Below are 18,152 nucleotides of genomic sequence, written 5' to 3'. Positions count from 1 at the left end.
ATCGCTTCGCGCCCTTTCTTGTGACGAAAACGGAATCGAACCATGAGCCGCGACGCGCTGAAAACACTGTTCCATCCCTTCGCAATGGGGATCATCGATCCGCCGGGAGAGGGCGAGCGGGTACTCTTCCTCGGCGCCGAGGCGGGCTACCGCCTGCCGGAAGGCTTTGCTGCGGACGTCTCCGCGGTGCAGCCGCTCAAGCCGCTCTACCGCGCGCTGGCGGCCGCTCGCGCCGATGTGGTGCCCGTCGCGGCCGGCGACGGCTACGACGCTGCCCTCGTTCTCTGCGGCAGGCACAAGGGCGAGAACGAAGACCGCATTGCACAGGCTTTGGAACGCACCCGCGCCGGTGCCCTGATCGTAGTCGCCGGCGGCAAGGAGGACGGCATTCAGTCGCTGCGCAAGAGGATCGACAAGTTCGGCTGGGATGGCGACTCGATGCCGAAATATCACGGCGTCGCCTTCTGGTTCACGCGGCCGGAGGACGCCGCCGAGGCCATCTCGGCGCTCGCCAAGGTCCCGGTGCGCGTCGACGGCCTGTTCGTGGCATCGCCCGGCATGTTCTCGCATGACCGCGTCGATGCCGGTTCGGAGCTGCTCGCGTCGCGCCTGCCGCGCGATTTCACCGGCCACGCGGCGGATTTCGGCGCAGGCTGGGGCTACCTCTCGGTCAAGCTTGCCGAGGCTTCGCCGAGCCTCAAGGGCATCGATCTGTTCGAAGCGGATTTCGAAGCGCTGGAGGCGGCACGGGCAAACATGGCAGCGAATGCGCCTTCGACGGCGGCCCGTTTCTATTGGCACGACCTGACGGCGGAAGAGACGCGCGACAAATACGACCTTATCGTCATGAACCCGCCCTTCCACGAGGGCCATGCCGCCGAGCCTGCGCTCGGCGCGGCGATGATCAAGGCGGCCGCCAAGGCGCTGAAGCATGGCGGCCGGCTGATGCTCGTCGCCAATCGCGGACTTCCCTATGAGCCGGTCCTGACGGAAAACTTCAAGGAAATCGGCGAGACCTGCCGCAATGCGCGCTTCAAGGTGCTCTGGGCGAAGCGCTGAGTCGATTTATTTGCCGTAATGCGACCCCTCCCCAACCCCCAAAAGGGGGAGGGGCTACTTCTGCCGCACCCTCGCGGTCCAAAGTCAGCCTTTGCGTCATCCGCGAACTTGCGAAATGGGAAAGCGCTAGCCGCAAGCGCCTAACCCCTCACCCTTGTGGGGAGGGGTTGCGGAGGGGCCTCATCCAACCGCCGTGGGCAGCGTGGCAATCACGCGATTTAATCCGCGTCCGCGACCCGCAATGCTTCGAGCGTCGGCATCGAGGTGATGTTGTAGCCGGAGTCGACGTAATGAATTTCGCCGGTGACGCCGCGCGAGAGGTCCGAGAGCAGATAAAGTGCGGAACTGCCGACGTCTTCTATGGTGACGGTCCGGCGCAGGGGCGAGTTCTTCTGCTGCCAGGAGAGCATCGCGCGCGCATCGGAAATGCCGGCGCCCGCAAGCGTCCGGATCGGACCGGCCGAGATCGCATTGACGCGGATGCCGCGCGATCCGTAGTCGGCGGCAAGATAGCGCACCGAAGCCTCGAGCGCGGCCTTGGCGACACCCATGACGTTGTAGTTCGGCATGACCCGCATCGAGCCGCCATAGGTGAGCGTCAGCATGGTGCCGCCCTCGCTCATCAGCTCCGCTGCACGCTTGGCAATCTCGGTAAAGGAGAAGCAGGAGATCACCATGGTGCGGCTGAAATTGTCCCGCGTCGTGTCGGCATAGAGACCCTTGAGTTCGTTCTTGTCCGAGAAGCCGATGGCGTGGACGACGAAATCGAGCTTGCCCCAGCGCTCCTTTATGGCGTCGACGACAGCGTCGACGGAGCCGATGTCCTCGACGTCGCAGGGGAGCAGGAAGTCGGAATTGACCTCTGCAGCCAGCGGCTTGACGCGCTTGCCGAGGGCTTCGCCCTGATAGGTGAAGGCGAGCTCTGCGCCCTGGGCGGCGAGAGACTTGGCGATTCCCCAGGCAATAGAATGGCTGTTGGCGACGCCCATGATGAGGCCGCGCTTTCCGTTCATCAATCCGTTCATCGTGTTATCCGTTATAGCGCTGGAAAACGAGCGTCGCGTTTGTGCCGCCGAAGCCGAAGGAGTTCGAAAGAACCGTGTCGATCTTGGCATTGTCGATGCGCTTGCGGACGATCGGCACCCCTTCGAATTCGGGATCGAGCTCGGTGATGTGGGCGCTTTCGCCGATGAAGCCGGCCTGCATCATCAGGAGACCGTAGATCGATTCCTGCACGCCGGCCGCGCCGAGCGAGTGGCCGGTCAGCGATTTCGTGGACTGCACATGCGGCATCTTCTCGCCGAAGACCTCGCGGATGGCGCCGATCTCCTTCTGATCGCCGACCGGCGTCGAGGTGCCGTGGGTATTGATGTAGTCGACCTCGCCCTTCACGGTGGCCAGCGCCTGGCGCATGCAGCGAACCGCGCCTTCGCCTGATGGCGCGACCATGTCGTAGCCGTCCGAAGTGGCGCCGTAACCGACGATTTCCGCATAGATTTTGGCGCCGCGCGCCTTGGCGTGCTCCAGCTCTTCCAGAACGAGAACGCCGGCACCGCCGGCGATGACGAAGCCGTCGCGGTTCGCGTCATAGGCGCGCGACGCGACGGACGGCGTGTCGTTGTACTTCGACGACATGGCGCCCATGGCGTCGAAAAGATTGGACATGGTCCAGTCGAGATCTTCATGGCCGCCCGCGAACATGACGTCCTGCTTGCCCCACTGGATCATTTCCGCGGCATTGCCGATGCAATGCGCCGAAGTTGAGCAGGCCGACGAGATCGAGTAGTTGACGCCGTGGATCTGGAACCAGGTCGCGAGCGTCGCCGAAGCCGTAGACGACATCGCCTTCGGCACCACGAAGGGGCCGATCCGCTTCGGGCTGTTGTTCTTGCGGGTGATCTCCGCCGCTTCGACGATCGCGCGGGTAGAAGGGCCGCCCGAGCCCATGATGATGCCGGTGCGCTCATTGGTGATGTCACCGGCCTCGAGCCCGGAATCGGCGATCGCCTGCTTCATCGCCACATGGTTCCAGGCGCCGCCCTGGGACAGGAAGCGCATGGCGCGGCGGTCGACGAGGTCGCTCGGGTCGAGCGTCGGCGCTCCCCAGACCTGGCATTTGAAACCGTGCTCGGCAAAGTCCGGAGAAAACGTGATGCCCGACCGCGCATCGCGCAGCGACGCGGTGACTTCGTCGGCATCGCTGCCGATCGAGGAAACGATGCCGAGGCCCGTTACAACAACCCGTCTCATGTCAGATGACCTTTTCTTCGATTGGAACCGTGCGGGGATCGCCCGCAGTTCAGTCGGCCTTTTCCTGGAAGAGGCCGACCCTGAGATCGGTGGCCTTGTAGATCGTTTCGCCATCGGCCTTCATCCAGCCGTCGGCGATGCCAAGAACCAGACGGCCGCGCATGACGCGCTTGAAGTCGATGCCGTATTCTACCAGCTTGGTCTTCGGCGTCACCATGCCGGTGAACTTCACTTCCCCGGTGGAGATGGCGCGGCCCTTGCCGGCCTCCCCGAGCCAGCCGAGGAAGAAACCGGTCAATTGCCACATGGCGTCGAGACCGAGGCATCCGGGCATGACGGGATCGCCCATGAAGTGGCAGGGAAAGAACCAGAGATCCGGCGTGATGTCGAATTCGGCGCGGACATAACCCTTGTCGTTTGGCCCGCCCGTTTCCGAAATGTCGGTGATGCGGTTGAACATCAGCATCGGCGGCAGCGGCAGCTGCGCGTTGCCGGGGCCAAACATTTCGCCTCGGCCGCAGATCAGGATTTCCTCATAGCTGAAGCTGGATTGTCTGGTGGTCATGAATGGTTGCTTCCCGAGTCTATTATGTGTTCTCCGACCTGCTTTAGTGCAAGTCCGGTCTGATTTGAAGCGCAACCTGTCATCCGCGGCTGCGATGCGGGCTGCGGCTCGTGACGTTCCAAGTAGAGCGGCATGCGGGCTAAGGAAAGCTCTCTCATCGTCTTCGAACCGCTCGGAATGGTGACATCATTCCGCCGTCGCTTACAGTATGAATGTGGCGGCGGCCAGAGTTAAATGCCCGCCTTCCCCCGCTTTGGGCCGATTTTCAGGCCTTTGCGGCCTTCGCATGTGCGGAATCTATTGAAAGCCGCGGCGCCAGAAGTTATATCGCAAATTGATAATCCACGGATCCCGCAGGTATATCGGAACGGTTGTCGATGACGAAAGCAACGCACATGTCCTCACAGGAGAGGCTGCGCAGTTCGGGTTTGCGCCCGACGCGCCAGCGCGTCGCGCTTGCCGATCTGATCTTCGCCAAGGGCGACCGTCACCTGACGGTGGAGGAACTGCATGAGGAGGCCGTCACGGCCGGCGTTCCCGTTTCGCTCGCGACCGTCTACAACACGCTCCACCAGTTCACCGAAGCCGGCATGATCCGCGTCCTCGCCGTCGAGAGCGCCAGGACCTATTTCGATACGAATGTCTCGGATCACCACCATTTCTTCATCGAGGGCGAAAACGAAGTCCTCGACATTCCGGTGAGCAATATTCAGATCGACAATCTCCCCGAACCGCCGGAAGGCATGGAAATCTCCCATGTCGACGTGGTAATCCGGCTGCGCCACAAGACCGAGCGCTGAGCGTCCGTCGCCTCATCTCTCGCGCCACGAAGTCTCGTCACATCACGTCGTCCGGGTCGCGGCCGGGACCGGCCTTGCCCGTCGGCAGCGTCCAGCCGTATCGCAGCGCGCCGCCCCGCACGGCGAAGGCCGTGATGACGCCGAGTGCGGACGTTGCGACAAGCGGCAATCCGGCTAGGCTGGCCAGGACGAAGGCGCCGGCGCCGATGAGGGCGGCGCTGACGTAGATCTCCGGCCTCAGGAGGACAGAGGGCTCGCCGGCCAGCAGATCTCGCAGAACCCCGCCGAAGGTTGCCGTCAGGGCGCCCGTGACCAGGGCGACGATGGGCGATCCGGTCGCCGCCAGCCCCTTTGCCGCGCCCATCACGCAATAGGCCGAGAGGCCGAGCGCGTCGAGCCATACGAGCATCCGGTAGCGCGATTCGAGCAGATGGGACGTGAGGAAGACGGCGACCGCCACCGCCGCGCAGACGATGATGAAATTAGGGTTCACCACCCAGAACACCGGCGTCGCGCCGAGAACGAGGTCGCGGATGGTGCCGCCGCCAATACCGGTCGCGGAAGCGAGAAACAGATAGCCGATGATGTCGAGCTGCTTGCGGGAGGCCGACAGCGCGCCCGTCGCCGCAAAGATTGCGACTCCCGCATAGTCGAGGAATTCGAGGATCGGCATGGCTGCTCCGCTTGGCTGCAAGTCTCCTCTAATCGTAACCTATTAAAGAAAACATGCGGTAGACTACCGCGGCAGCAGCGTCTGCGTCCGGCCGAGGAGATAATAGGCAACGAGACCGGTCCACTCCTTGGCGGCCGTCGTCGCCAATTGGGCGTTGAGCGAGGGCTGGGTGAAATCGAAGCCGAGCCGCACCTTGCCGCTCGTGCGATAATCCGTCGGCCAGGGCGTGACCTCCATGCCGTTTGCGCGAAAAAGACCGATAGAGCGCGGCATGTGGTATGCGGAGGTCACGAGTGCGCAACGCTCAAGCCCGTTCTTGGCCAGCAGATCCCTGGTATAGCGTGCGTTTTCGAAGGTCGTCCGCGATTCTCCCTCGCGGATCAGCCGGTCGGATCCGATGCCGAAGGTCCCGAAGAAATTTTCCGAGGCATGCGCGTCGCCCTCATAGATGCCGCTGAGCGACCCGTCTCCGCCCGAGACAAGGATGCGTGCCTGCGGATAGGCCTGCGCGAGCCTCAAGGTCTCGACGAACCGCTCGGCCGCCTGGTTCAGCTCCATGCCGCCGCGGCTGGCCATCACCACATTCTCGAAGGCGCCGCCGAGCACGATGATGCAGGCAAGCTCCGTGGGCTCCGGCGTGGGGCGGGGAAACCGATCCTCGAGGATCTGCAGGAAATAGGAGCCGGCGGTGGTGAAGAGTGTGACGAAGAGGACGGCGAGCCCGAAGGCGCTCGAAGTACCGCCGCTGCGGCGGAAACGGCCGAGCATAAGCAGCACCCCGACGAGGAGCGCGAGGAAGGCAAGCGACAGCGGCTGCGCGACGAGCCAGAAGATTTTCGAGACGAGAAACATGTGTCCAGTTTCTCCGCGACTGCGGGTTAAGATTTCATCAACCGTGGCTACGATTTCTGCTCGGTCTGCCGGCCGGTCCGGCCCGACGCGAACAGCGAAGGTAAATGCCGGATATTCGGCTATTATTGAAGGATGAAACAGAAATCCGCTGTCACCGCTTCGCAGGCATCAGCCGACGTAAAGTCGCGGCGGGAGATTGCCATGCAAGGCTGGGCGCATGAGCGGCGCATCGCCTATATCCGCGAACGCGTCCTAAAAATTCATCGGAAAATTTGGTGGAGCTAAGCGGGATCGAACCGCTGACCTCTTGCATGCCATGCAAGCGCTCTCCCAGCTGAGCTATAGCCCCATCAGGGTCCGGCTTTGCCGGTCCGGGAAGATCGCAAGGCGCGTTGTGCCCGGCGAGTGGCGGCTTATTACTTCTGCTAGGTGCAGATGGCAAGCCGAAAAGTGAGGGCCGGGACGATTTATTTTTCGGTTCCGGCCGGATGCTTCGATGCCGATCGCGCTCGATGGATGGGGCGGTTTCATGCGCCTTTCGAAACGCTTGCGGGCAGGCATGCGGGCGCTGATCCGCCCGCGTCGCCGGTCTGTTCAGACGTCGTCGTCCTCGTCGGAAACGCCGATGATGTCGCTCATGTCGTCGTCATCGTCTTCGTCGTCGGTCTGGAGGAAGGTGTCGTCGTCGTCGCCCTCGATCTCGACATCGTCGTCGCCGAGATCCGGCAGATCGTCGCCGCCCGAGGCCTCGTCATCCGCTTCCTCGAGCGAGACGAGTTCGACTTCCGTGTTCTCGGTATCGACTTCCTTGACGTCTTCCTCTTCTTCCTTCTCGAGCACCTTGGCGACGGAGGTCTCCTCGAAGAAGGACAGCGGATAGGACTTGCCCGTGTAGGGGGAGACGATCGGATCACGGTTCAGATCGTAGAATTTGCGCCCCGTTTCCGGGTCGATGCGCTTTGTTCCAAGTTCCGGTTTTGCCACAGTCAAAGCCTCTTGAATGGCCGGCGAGCCGGCTCTTGCCGGAAAGCCGGCGGTTAGAAAAGTATCAAGCTTATGATGATTAGCCGGTCCCCATAATCATCTTGGCGAGTTCTGTCAAAGATAAACTTCCGCGAGCTCCGGCCGTCATTTTCTTCGCAGCAGGAGGATGACCCTTTTCGCGCATTGTGTTAGGGAGCCGGCGAGACCGGCGGTCCGCCAACAACGCGCCGGAAAGCACCACCTTCCGCGCCAGCCGTCAGCCGGATTGTCAGAGGAAAACCACGATGTCTCACGGCTCGAACCCGCGGCCCGCCACCGCACGCAAGTCTTCCGACCTCAAGGGCACCTTGCGCATTCCGGGCGACAAGTCGATCTCGCACCGCTCCTTCATGTTCGGCGGTCTTGCCGCGGGCGAGACGCGCATCACCGGTCTCCTCGAAGGCGAAGACGTGATCAATACCGGCAAGGCCATGCAGGCGATGGGCGCCAGGATCCGCAAGGAGGGCGACACCTGGATCATCGACGGTGTCGGGAACGGCGCGCTGCTCGCGCCCGAGGCACCGCTCGACTTCGGCAATGCCGGCACCGGCTGCCGGCTGACGATGGGCCTTGTCGGCGTCTATGATTTCGATTCCACTTTCATCGGCGACGCCTCGCTGACCAAGCGCCCGATGGGCCGCGTGCTCGATCCGCTCCGCGAAATGGGCGTTCAGGTGAAGTCGGCCGAGGGCGACCGGCTGCCGGTGACGCTGCGCGGGCCGAAGACGCCGAACCCGATCACCTATCGCGTGCCGATGGCGTCTGCCCAGGTGAAATCCGCCGTGCTGCTCGCCGGCCTCAATACGCCCGGCATCACGACCGTCGTCGAGCCGGTGATGACCCGCGACCATACGGAAAAGATGCTGCAGGGCTTCGGCGCCAATCTGACGGTCGAGACCGATGCCGAGGGCGTGCGCACCATACGCCTCGAGGGCCGCGGCAAGCTGACTGGCCAGGTGATCGACGTGCCGGGCGATCCGTCCTCCACAGCCTTTCCGCTGGTGGCGGGGCTCATCGTTCCGGGCTCGGACATCACCATCCTCAACGTGCTGATGAACCCGACCCGTACCGGCCTCATCCTGACCCTGCAGGAAATGGGCGCCAATATCGAAGTCATGAACAAGCGGCTTGCCGGCGGCGAGGATGTCGCCGATCTGCGCGTGCGCCATTCGGAGCTCAAGGGCGTGACGGTGCCGGAGGACCGCGCGCCGTCGATGATCGACGAATATCCGGTGCTCGCCGTCGCCGCTGCCTTCGCCGAGGGCACGACCGTGATGAACGGACTGGAGGAGCTCCGGGTCAAGGAGTCCGACCGCCTGTCCGCCGTGGCGGACGGCCTGAAGCTCAACGGGGTGGATTGCGACGAGGGCGAGGCCTCGCTGGTCGTACGCGGCCGGCCGGGCGGCAAGGGCCTGGGCAATATCTCGGGCGGCCAGGTGAAGACCCATCTCGACCACCGCATCGCCATGAGCTTCCTTGTCATGGGACTTGCCTCGGAGCATCCGGTAACGGTCGACGATGCGACGATGATCGCGACGTCCTTCCCGGAATTCATGGGCCTGATGACAGGACTGGGCGCGAAGATCGAAGAGGCAGAGAACAAGGCAGCCTGATGACCTTCGTAATCGCCATCGATGGACCTGCGGCCGCCGGCAAGGGAACGCTCTCGCGCCGGATCGCCGAGCAATACGGCTTCCACCATCTCGACACGGGGCTGACCTATCGCGCGACCGCAAAGGCACTCATGGATGCCGGATTGCCGCTCGACGACGAGGCGGTGGCCGAGAAGACGGCGCGCGAGGTGGACCTTTCCGGGCTCGAACGCGCCGTGCTTTCGGAGCATTCGATCGGCGAGGCGGCGTCGAAGATCGCCGTCATGCCGGCCGTGCGCCGGGCACTGGTCGAGGCGCAGCGAGCCTTCGCGCGCAAGGAGCCGGGTACCGTCCTCGACGGGCGCGACATCGGCACGGTCGTCTGCCCTGATGCGGCGCTGAAGCTCTATGTGACCGCTTCCCCCGAAGTGCGGGCGAAGCGGCGCCATGACGAGATCGTCGCCGGCGGCGGAAAGGCTGACTACACCGCGATTTTCGAGGACGTGAAGAAGCGCGACGGACGCGACATGGGGCGTGCCGACAGTCCTTTGAGACCTGCCGAGGACGCGCACTTGCTTGATACTTCCGAAATGAGTATAGAGGCGGCATTCCAGGCGGCGAAGACGCTGGTCGACGCCGCCCTGAAAGAGAAGATTTGAAGAAGGCCTGATCCCGGCCCAGCCGGTCTCCTTCTTGAAAATAGCCTGAAATTCCGTCCACGCGCCGGATTGCTCCATGACAGGAGCGGACTGGGTTCAGGCCTGTCTAACACCAACCCCCGGCGCACATGCGTCTCCGGCAGGAGATGCAGCAGGAGATTATATGTCTGCAACCAACCCCACCCGTGATGATTTCGCAGCGCTTCTGGAAGAGTCCTTCGCCAAGACGGACCTCGCCGAAGGCTATGTCGCCAAGGGCATCGTCACGGCGATCGAAAAAGACGTCGCAATCGTCGACGTCGGCCTGAAGGTCGAAGGCCGCGTACCGCTGAAGGAATTCGGCGCCAAGGCCAAGGACGGCACGCTGAAGGTCGGCGACGAAGTCGAAGTCTATGTCGAGCGCATTGAAAACGCACTCGGCGAAGCAGTCCTCTCGCGCGAGAAGGCCCGCCGCGAAGAGAGCTGGCAGCGCCTGGAAGTCAAGTTCGAAGCCGGCGAACGCGTCGAAGGCATCATCTTCAACCAGGTCAAGGGCGGCTTCACCGTCGATCTCGACGGCGCCGTAGCCTTCCTGCCGCGTTCGCAGGTCGACATCCGTCCGATCCGCGACGTGACGCCGCTGATGCACAACCCGCAGCCCTTCGAAATCCTCAAGATGGACAAGCGCCGCGGCAACATCGTCGTTTCGCGCCGCACGGTTCTCGAAGAGTCCCGCGCCGAGCAGCGTTCTGAAATCGTTCAGAACCTCGAGGAAGGCCAGGTTGTCGAGGGTGTCGTCAAGAACATCACCGATTACGGTGCGTTCGTCGACCTCGGCGGCATCGACGGCCTGCTGCACGTCACCGACATGGCATGGCGCCGCGTCAACCATCCGTCGGAGATCCTGAACATCGGCCAGCAGGTCAAGGTTCAGATCATCCGCATCAACCAGGAAACCCACCGCATCTCGCTCGGCATGAAGCAGCTCGAGTCCGATCCGTGGGATGGCATCGGTGCGAAGTATCCGGTCGGCAAGAAGATCTCCGGTACCGTCACGAACATCACCGACTACGGTGCGTTCGTCGAGCTGGAGCCGGGCATCGAAGGCCTGATACACATCTCCGAAATGTCCTGGACGAAGAAGAACGTTCACCCCGGCAAGATCCTGTCCACGAGCCAGGAAGTCGACGTGGTCGTTCTCGAAGTCGACCCGACCAAGCGCCGCATCTCGCTCGGCCTCAAGCAGACGCTCGAGAACCCGTGGCAGGCCTTCGCGCATAGCCATCCGGCTGGCACGGAAGTCGAAGGCGAAGTCAAGAACAAGACCGAATTCGGTCTGTTCATCGGCCTCGATGGCGATGTCGACGGCATGGTCCACCTCTCCGACCTCGACTGGAACCGTCCGGGCGAGCAGGTCATCGAAGAATTCAACAAGGGCGACGTCGTCCGTGCTGTCGTTCTCGATGTGGACGTCGACAAGGAGCGCATCTCGCTCGGCATCAAGCAGCTCGGCCGTGATGCGGTCGGTGAAGCTGCCGCTTCCGGCGAACTGCGCAAGAACGCCGTCGTTTCGGCAGAAGTCATCGGCGTCAACGATGGCGGCATCGAAGTGCGGCTCGTCAATCACGAGGACGTCACCGCCTTCATCCGTCGCGCCGACCTCTCGCGCGATCGCGACGAACAGCGTCCGGAGCGTTTCTCGGTCGGCCAGACCGTCGATGCGCGGGTCACCAACTTCTCCAAGAAGGACCGCAAGATCCAGCTGTCGATCAAGGCTCTGGAAATCGCGGAAGAGAAGGAAGCCGTCGCTCAGTTCGGCTCTTCCGACTCGGGTGCTTCGCTCGGCGACATTCTGGGCGCTGCGCTCAAGAACCGCCAGAACAACGAGTAATCGTTGACGGACTTGAAATGATAAGCCCGCGGAGAGCGATCTCCGCGGGCTTTTTCGTGGGCAGGGCGAAAACCGTTCCGCACTTTTCCTGAAAGTGCTCCAAGGCCTGTCGAGATTCGGGATAGCCGCCGCGGCTGGCTTGATCTCCTCATCCCTGTGCTCGTCACAGGGATCCAGCCAGACCAAGTCCTTGGTCTGAAAGAACATTTCTCCGCGCCGCAGACGCGGCGCTGCTGGATCTCTGTGACAAGCACAGAGATGAGGAGGAGGAGAGATTGCAGTCCTCCAATACGTTCCTAGGCCGCGCAGTCGGTACTCAAGGAATTCAAGCGTATCGAGCCATGCGTGCCGGCAAAACCGACCGGAGCTTCAACGCCATCATCCATCTCGCAGCAGCCGTCATAAACCCCAGACTAGGCCAGGCCACCGAGCTTTCGGTAGAGGTCATAGGCGTCGGCTGCCGGTCGATCTTCGGCCCGATCCTGTTCGCCGCCGGCCGCATGTCCCTGCTGCTGGTCGTCGCTTTCCCGTTCTCCCTCGTCATCCCTGGCGTCTTTTTCCGGCTCGCCCTCGCTTTCCCGCTTACGCCGGTCCACCTCGTCGGCATCGCTTTCTTCCGCCGGCGGGTAAGGAACCAGTGCGAAGGGAAACATCCGCGGAAGTCCGCTTTCCGGCACCCGGGCGAGGCCCTGCGACGCCATCGCGTCTTCGCCGGTCCGGCGCTCTGCCTGAGGAGGGGGCAGGTCGGGGAGAGATGCATCGGTTCCTGCGTCGGACGCGGCGTCCACCGGCGGTTCGCTGGCGGCTGCTACGCTTCTGACCGCGCCGGCGGTCTCCCGTGGCCGCGCCGGCACCTCGTTCTCCGGCGGCAGCAGGGGCGCGGCCGGTCCTGCGTCTTCCATGTCGCGAGGTTGCCAGCTCTTGCTCGTCCCCGGCAGCGCAAGACTGTCGCGTATGACCGCTCTCAAGGCCTCCGCCGGCGGTCGCGCCATGCGCGCGGCACTTTGCATCCGCACTCGTGGTCTATCGTCCTCCCTCGCGGAACGCGAGGGGCCGTCGGTGCCCTCTGAGCCTTCGCCGTCAGGGAGGCTTTCAGCGCCGGCTTCCGCGACTGCAGCTTTGCCCTCGGCTGTCGCAGGTTTTGCATCTTTCGGCAGGGCGAGCGCACTCCCGTTCAGGCCCGCCGCCTGACTGCGGCGCGGCGCCGATGGTTCCGCCAAATCCGCTTCGCTATCCGGGAGCTGCTCATCGGAGCCTTCCGGCGTCATGGCCGCCGTATCCGCCATCTCCGCCATCTCCCCCTCAAGCGGGCTTGCCGAAGCGTCTCTCGCTGCAATCTCCGCACCTCGCGGCGCTGCAGGAGCGTTCGTGGGCGCCTTCGGCGAACGTTGCGGCCCGGCCGGAGCCTCCTCCTGCGCCGCTTCGATTGCCGCGCCCTTGGGTGTCGTCTCGATCCGCACGTCCTCCATATCGGCGCCGTAGGTCTTCTTGAGCATCGCTTGAAGCAGCGCGAGATCGCTCGGCACGGGTCTTTTGGCGCCCGGAAGCACTGGCGGGACCTGTGCCGGCAGGGGCAGGCTGCGGAGCGGGGTTCGATCAGGCGGCACCGCGCCCCGGCGGTCTCCCGCGATCGTCGCCGCAACGGCGACGCGCTGCACGAGGCTGCGGGTGGCCAATTGCTTCTCCAGAAGCAGGCGTTCCGGCATTGGCAATGCCTCGATGAAGCCGGTCAACCGCCGAATGAAGGCGCGTCCGGTCTCCTGCGGCAGGGGTGGAAATTTGAGGATGAGCGCCAGGTCCTCGACCAGCTTCACCAGTGCGTCCTTGGATAGGACCTCCTTGCCGGAGAGATGGCGGGACAGCGCATCGACGATCTGCCGGATCGCCTCGCTACGCTCCGCCGCCGGCAGCGAGCGGCGCAGGCCCTGCGTCGTCTCCTCAGCAGATCCGACGGCTGTCCTGATGGCGATGAAGGCGGGCAGATCGGGCATGATCCGCAAGCTTAGGTCAAACGGGTTTAGGGAGTGTTAACCATGACGATGACTTTGCGCCACGCGGCAGTCGTCGCGCCGCCCCCTTGCGGGAAGCTCATTCACGGCCCATCCTGGCATGAGCTTGATGGAGCCGCCGATGACATTTCGCCCGCCGCAATCGCTGCGCAGTTTCGGTCTCACCGGAAACGGGGTGAACGTCCTCGAATACGAGCTGATGGCCGAGCGCGCCGACGCGCTGGGGCGCAATGGTTTGAAGGTCGAGAAGGCAATTGCCGCCCTGAATGCCTTCAACAGCAACAGGCACCCGCCTTCCGAACGCGAGCGACTGCTCGACGAGGCCGCCGACGCAGTTTGGGCCTTCGTCATCGAGCGCGAGATCTGCGGCCTTCGCGACAGCCGCGATGCCGTGCGCCGCTACGGCATTCCGAAGGAAGTCATGGCGCGCGTCGGAATCGTCAGGAAGCGCTGACTGACGGGAGCGCCGCGCGTTTGAGGGAACGCGCGGACTCGATGAATCCAAGGTACGCTCCCCTAACGATAGGGCGAGTAGCAGACCCGGTAGACCCCGCCATAGGTCAGGTAGCGGTTGGAGGCAGGGTTATAGGACCGATAGCGCGACAGGCACCAGCTGACATGGCTATTGCCGCCGCTCCGGACGTAGCCGCCGCCATAGTAGCGTGGCCTATAGGAGCGATAACCGTAATATGCGGGCCCGGGATAGCTGTAATAGCCGGGGCCATAAAAGCGCGGCCCGTAATAATAGCGGTTCCCGTAATACGGGCGGTAACGGTAGCTGGGTCCGAAATAGAAGCTGATCCCGGACCGCCTGTAATAGGGGCTCCAGCCCGGATAGAAGCCGGATCCTCCATAATAGCCGCGGCGAGAATAGCCGCCGCGCCACCCGTAACGGCCGCGATGCGTGGCATTCTCGACGCCGGCCGGCGCTTTGATCGCAATATCGAGCGCCGGGCGCGGCATGGCCTGAACGGACGTTACAGGGGGAACCGCGGAGGCGGCGGCGAGTGCGCAGCTGACAACGAAATTCCGAAATTTCGTCATTTTCTCCTCACTTTCCGAAAGCCGTTGCTTTCCGGTTTTGTCCCTGCTCCTTTCAGCGCCGCGCGACTTATCAGACGCGCAAAGGCCGCTGTAACTCTTCAAGTTGCTGCATTTTTTGGCGGTGATCGGCCGACCAACGAAACATGCAGCAGACGTTTGGTGTCGCATGCCTATTCGTGGGCGCGTGCTCCACGTATCGACGCAGGCGTTCCGGATTCCGCCCATTCGCCGTTGCTCTAGAATGCGCCTCTCCGGCTCTCATGTCACTGGAATTCTTGCCCTATCATCGAGGACCCGGCCGCGCTTTACCGCGCTTTTTCGCGATGCGAGACGAAAACTTCAAAATGCCTGTTGACACTTCGGTCACGGCCTTTTACATGCCGGTCCGTCGCCCAGATGGCGGAATTGGTAGACGCGCCAGCTTCAGGTGCTGGTACTCGAAAGGGTGTGGAGGTTCGAGTCCTCTTCTGGGCACCATTCCATTTTCAGGAACCGCTTTTGCGGTTCGGAAGTCAAAAAAAGCCCGGGTTTCCGGGCTTTTTTGCTTTCAGAGTTTCGAAGCGAATTCAGCGGGGCCGCCGTTCGCCGCGGCATCTGCCTTCCTCAGGCGGCCGTTCCGGCTTCGGTAGTGTTCACCGCGCGGACGACGCCCACGACTTCGTAAATGTCGAGCGCCGTCGAACGGCCCTTTGCCTTGGCGGTGCCGAGCGGGCGGAACTTCACCATGTCCTTGCATTGGGCGACCACCGCGCCGCTTGCAAGAACGCTCGTGCCGTAATCCTTGTTCATGCCCTCGAGCCGCGAGGCGACGTTCACCGTGTCGCCCATCGCCGTATATTGCAGCCGTTCCTTGGCGCCGACGCTGCCGACGACGGCCGTTCCGGTGTGGATGCCGAAGCGGGTGCGGAACTCCGGCAATCCGCTGGCGCGTTGCGCAGAATTGAAGGCCTCGAGCCTCTCCTCGACCGCGAGTGCGCATCGACAGGCATGCTCGGCATGCCTGGTATCGGCGACCGGCGCGTTCCACATGGCAAAGACCGAGTCTCCATGGAACTGGATGATGGTTCCGTCGTGGGCGGCGACGACCTCGCTGAACAGGTCGAAATACTCCGAGAGCATCGCGACCACTTCTTCCGGCGACCGGCCCTCGCTGATGGTGGTGAAGTCGTAGATGTCGGTGAACATCGCCGTCACCTCCTGCCGCCATGCGGCGCGGCCGCCGAAATGGCCGGATTCGATGCCCTTGCGCACCAGCTCCTTCGGAACATAGAGCGCGAAGGTGAAGATCGCGTCGCGAGCCCTGTTCATTGCGCCGTTAAGCGTCGAGATTTCCGCCACATGCGACGAAACGTCGATAGGAGTGGCGAAATCCAGGTCCTGCAGGCGGTTGGCGCTGTCGGTGAGCTGGTTGAGCGACTTCGTGATCAGATGCGCAAGCACGAGGGCCAGGAGAACGGCGACCACCACCACGGCGCCCGAGACGGCAAGTCCCTGAACGAGCGTCTCGTTTGCGGCCGCCAGCAGCTCGTCGAGAGGGGCGGCGACGACCACCCGGTGCCCGGACAGAAGCAATGCCGATTCGAGCGGCGCCACCGTGACGAGATAGGTGCGGTTTCCGACTTCGACGAGAGTTGCCTTTCCGGCCGGTGGCGGGTTGCGCCGGATGCTCTCGATCAGTCCATCCTCCTGCGGCGTGGCCACCGGCCGGTCCCGGCCCTTCGATGCCATGATGCGCCGCATCATGGTGGAGTCGGAGTGGATGATCGGTCGTCCCACCGCATCGAGCACGAAGGAAACCGAGTCGTCGGTCAGCCGCTCGCGGGACAGAAAATCCGTGATCGTATCGAGAACGACATCGGCGCCGATGACGATTTGGGGGTTGCCGCGGTGCGCTTGCGATATGGTCATCCCGAGATTGCCTGTGGTGGCCATCTCATAGGGACCGATGGCCACCGGCGCCTTGCCGTTGACGGCCGCGCGGTACCAAGGCCGCGTCCTCGGATCGAAGCCGTTGGAGGCAGCGTGACGTTCGGCAAACTGCAGGCCGCTCGCGTCCAGGAACAGGATCCGGTCGAACGGCTTGCCCTGGTCGTTCCTCTCCATCGAGCGCACGGCGATCGCCGCCCCCCGCGGTGCGTCCAGGGCCATGCGCCAGGCGGCCGAATCCAGATCGACCACATGAAAGAATGCGCCGCTCGGATAACCGACATAGACGCCGTCGATGTGCGGCGAGCGGGCGATGCCCTCGCGCAGCACCGCCACCTTGTCGTTCATGCGCTCCGGCGGAGGCACGAGAAAGGAATTGGCGACGGATGCGACGAGGCTGACGAGCGCGGAGGTGTCCCCGGAGAGGGCGCCGAGCCGATCGACCAGGCGACCGACGAAGGCATCCATATTGTCTTCGGCACCGGCGATCGCAGCGCTGCGTGCGCGGCGGTAGTCAAGCCCCACCAGCGTCGCGGACACGACGATGAGCATAGCAACCATCACGAGACCGAGCAGCGACCGCAGTGAGCTGGTCCAGGTCCGGGAAGGCTTGTCCGCGTTGGAATCTTGCATGCTTTCGATGTCCTTGAATCCGGATTCCGATCTTTGCAGCATTGCACCGGATTTTCATAGCACCACCGGCCGTGTACGAGCTGCGCTACAGCGCCGCGCGGCTAGGATAAAGGCAGTTGTGCTGCCGATCACTCTTCAGTTGACGGTGACGGGCTTTGAGCGCATTCGGGCCACCGTCTCCCGCTCCGCCCGCTTGCAGCGCATCGGCGGCAGGCTGCGGTCCATCAGTTCCATATCCTCGAGCACCATCTCGCCCATCCTCTTGAAGGCGATGTCGAGCGCACCGGCCCGGTGCGCCGAGCGCAGGAAGCCGGGTAGCCGGCGGACAGGATGTCCGAGGGGCAGGGGCTCCTCCGGGAAGACGTCGCTTGCCGCGCGGATATGGCCGCTTTCGACGGCTGCGATCAATGCATCGAAATCCACGACTCCGGCGCGGCTCAGGAGAATGAAGGCGGCGCCCGGACGCATGGCCGCGAAGGCCTTGGCGCCGAGGAAGCCCTCATTGTCGCTGGTTACCGCTGCGACGACAAACAGGAAGTCGCTCTCGGCGAGGACCGTCTCGAGCGACGCCGGTTCGACGCCGGCGTCGAGAAGAACGGAGGCCGGCAGCCAGGGATCATGGACGCGGATCTTCGCGCGAAATCCCGAAAGGACGCGGTTGAGCGCCTTGCCGAGATCGCCGAAGCCGATGATGCCGATCTCCGAGCCCGAGAGGAGCCGGGCGGACTTGTTGCCCTCACCGCCCCAGCGCTCGCGCCCTTCTCGGAAATCCACATCCGCATCGACGATGCCGCGGGCGAGGTTGAGCGCCATGGCGAGCCCCATCTCCGCCACCGGTTCGGCGAAGACCTGGCCGGTGGTGAGCACGTGGATGCCGCGCTGGAAAACCACGTCGTAGGGCATGTTGTCGATGAGATTGCTTTCGACGTTGAGAACGGCCCGCAGCCGCGGCATGCGCTCGAGCGTGTCCGCGGAAAGCGGCGGCTGTCCGACGATATAGCGGGCCTCGGAGAGGACGGCGGAGCCGAGCCCGACGATGTTCTCCGGATCGGCTTCGATCACGCGGTAGCGCCGGTGAAGACGCTCGAGCGCGTCGGGCGTGAAGATCAGATCGAGCGTACGCGGCGCGGGCGCGCTGATGACAAGTGGCCTGTCGGTTTGCGGCCTGTCGGTTTCGGGCATGGTTTCCTCCAGTCA

16 protein-coding genes and 2 tRNA genes are annotated in these 18,152 nt (G+C 63.5%); 7 read left to right on the top strand and 11 right to left on the bottom strand.

What is annotated here, in order from left to right; translation table 11 throughout:
* Positions 1–42: 42 nt before the first annotated feature.
* The gene (locus tag M1D43_RS12280) at positions 43–1,059 is read left to right on the top strand and encodes a class I SAM-dependent methyltransferase (RefSeq protein ID WP_153313210.1); all 1,017 of its coding nucleotides are present in this window, start codon (positions 43–45) and stop codon (positions 1,057–1,059) included.
* Positions 1,060–1,277: 218 nt separating this feature from the next.
* On the opposite strand, the gene fabI is transcribed toward M1D43_RS12280, so the two are convergent.
* Genes fabI through fabA form a run of 3 tightly spaced genes read right to left on the bottom strand, consistent with a single transcriptional unit; the run spans position 1,278 to position 3,874 of the window.
* Positions 1,278–2,084 carry an enoyl-ACP reductase FabI gene (gene fabI / locus M1D43_RS12275; RefSeq protein ID WP_003534375.1) on the bottom strand — a complete coding sequence of 269 codons (807 nt, stop codon included), beginning with the start codon at positions 2,082–2,084 and terminating at the stop codon, positions 1,278–1,280.
* Positions 2,085–2,088: 4 nt separating this feature from the next.
* Positions 2,089–3,309 carry a beta-ketoacyl-ACP synthase I gene (fabB, locus tag M1D43_RS12270; protein WP_003534376.1) on the bottom strand — a complete coding sequence of 407 codons (1,221 nt, stop codon included), beginning with the start codon at positions 3,307–3,309 and terminating at the stop codon, positions 2,089–2,091.
* 49 nt (positions 3,310–3,358) lie between these two features.
* A complete protein-coding gene (gene fabA / locus M1D43_RS12265; RefSeq protein WP_003534377.1) occupies positions 3,359–3,874 on the bottom strand; it encodes a 3-hydroxyacyl-[acyl-carrier-protein] dehydratase FabA in 516 nt (171 codons plus the stop codon).
* A gap of 377 nt (positions 3,875–4,251) precedes the next feature.
* Here fabA and irrA point away from each other — a divergent pair, with 377 nt between their 5' ends.
* The gene (irrA, locus tag M1D43_RS12260; protein WP_010968450.1) at positions 4,252–4,674 is read left to right on the top strand and encodes an iron response transcriptional regulator IrrA; all 423 of its coding nucleotides are present in this window, start codon (positions 4,252–4,254) and stop codon (positions 4,672–4,674) included.
* 37 nt (positions 4,675–4,711) lie between these two features.
* On the opposite strand, the gene M1D43_RS12255 is transcribed toward irrA, so the two are convergent.
* The 4 genes from M1D43_RS12255 to M1D43_RS12240 all read right to left on the bottom strand — a co-directional run bounded on the left by M1D43_RS12255 (position 4,712) and on the right by M1D43_RS12240 (position 7,183).
* Positions 4,712–5,347 (bottom strand): trimeric intracellular cation channel family protein, encoded by a 636-nt coding sequence (locus M1D43_RS12255; protein ID WP_003534379.1) that lies wholly within the window; start codon positions 5,345–5,347, stop codon positions 4,712–4,714.
* A gap of 63 nt (positions 5,348–5,410) precedes the next feature.
* On the bottom strand, positions 5,411–6,199 hold the full coding sequence (locus M1D43_RS12250) for a YdcF family protein (RefSeq protein ID WP_027990440.1): 789 nt from the start codon (positions 6,197–6,199) through the stop codon (positions 5,411–5,413).
* Between the two features lie 273 nt (positions 6,200–6,472).
* Positions 6,473–6,548: transfer RNA gene (locus M1D43_RS12245), tRNA-Ala, on the bottom strand.
* 245 nt (positions 6,549–6,793) lie between these two features.
* Positions 6,794–7,183, bottom strand: a complete 390-nt coding sequence (locus M1D43_RS12240) for a TIGR02300 family protein (protein WP_003534381.1) — start codon at positions 7,181–7,183, stop codon at positions 6,794–6,796.
* Positions 7,184–7,467: 284 nt separating this feature from the next.
* Here M1D43_RS12240 and aroA point away from each other — a divergent pair, with 284 nt between their 5' ends.
* The 3 genes from aroA to rpsA all read left to right on the top strand — a co-directional run bounded on the left by aroA (position 7,468) and on the right by rpsA (position 11,343).
* The gene (gene aroA / locus M1D43_RS12235; protein WP_003534382.1) at positions 7,468–8,835 is read left to right on the top strand and encodes a 3-phosphoshikimate 1-carboxyvinyltransferase; all 1,368 of its coding nucleotides are present in this window, start codon (positions 7,468–7,470) and stop codon (positions 8,833–8,835) included.
* Complete coding sequence (gene cmk, locus M1D43_RS12230) at positions 8,835–9,473, top strand: (d)CMP kinase (RefSeq protein ID WP_003534397.1); 639 nt, start codon at positions 8,835–8,837, stop codon at positions 9,471–9,473. The genes aroA and cmk overlap by 1 nt, the downstream gene beginning before the upstream one ends.
* A gap of 163 nt (positions 9,474–9,636) precedes the next feature.
* Positions 9,637–11,343, top strand: a complete 1,707-nt coding sequence (gene rpsA / locus M1D43_RS12225) for a 30S ribosomal protein S1 (RefSeq protein ID WP_003534399.1) — start codon at positions 9,637–9,639, stop codon at positions 11,341–11,343.
* A 413-nt stretch (positions 11,344–11,756) separates the two neighbouring features.
* On the opposite strand, the gene M1D43_RS12220 is transcribed toward rpsA, so the two are convergent.
* Positions 11,757–13,334 carry a hypothetical protein gene (locus M1D43_RS12220; protein ID WP_153313209.1) on the bottom strand — a complete coding sequence of 526 codons (1,578 nt, stop codon included), beginning with the start codon at positions 13,332–13,334 and terminating at the stop codon, positions 11,757–11,759.
* Between the two features lie 139 nt (positions 13,335–13,473).
* Here M1D43_RS12220 and M1D43_RS12215 point away from each other — a divergent pair, with 139 nt between their 5' ends.
* Complete coding sequence (locus M1D43_RS12215) at positions 13,474–13,806, top strand: DUF6665 family protein (RefSeq protein WP_153313208.1); 333 nt, start codon at positions 13,474–13,476, stop codon at positions 13,804–13,806.
* Between the two features lie 62 nt (positions 13,807–13,868).
* On the opposite strand, the gene M1D43_RS12210 is transcribed toward M1D43_RS12215, so the two are convergent.
* Positions 13,869–14,396 (bottom strand): BA14K family protein, encoded by a 528-nt coding sequence (locus tag M1D43_RS12210; protein WP_003534404.1) that lies wholly within the window; start codon positions 14,394–14,396, stop codon positions 13,869–13,871.
* 390 nt (positions 14,397–14,786) lie between these two features.
* Between M1D43_RS12210 and M1D43_RS12205 the strand changes: the two genes are divergently transcribed.
* Positions 14,787–14,873: transfer RNA gene (locus M1D43_RS12205), tRNA-Leu, on the top strand.
* A gap of 126 nt (positions 14,874–14,999) precedes the next feature.
* Here M1D43_RS12205 and cya1 read toward each other — a convergent pair.
* Together cya1 and M1D43_RS12195 are read right to left on the bottom strand one after the other, a co-directional pair.
* Positions 15,000–16,997, bottom strand: a complete 1,998-nt coding sequence (cya1, locus tag M1D43_RS12200; RefSeq protein ID WP_010968455.1) for an adenylate cyclase Cya1 — start codon at positions 16,995–16,997, stop codon at positions 15,000–15,002.
* 93 nt (positions 16,998–17,090) lie between these two features.
* The gene (locus M1D43_RS12195; protein WP_153313207.1) at positions 17,091–18,137 is read right to left on the bottom strand and encodes a hydroxyacid dehydrogenase; all 1,047 of its coding nucleotides are present in this window, start codon (positions 18,135–18,137) and stop codon (positions 17,091–17,093) included.
* Between the last annotated feature and the right edge of the window lie 15 nt (positions 18,138–18,152).

The organism is Ensifer sp. R1-3 (genome assembly GCF_056739175.1).
Note: the sequence above shows the minus strand (reverse complement) of the source record. Positions and strands in the feature narration are given on the sequence as shown.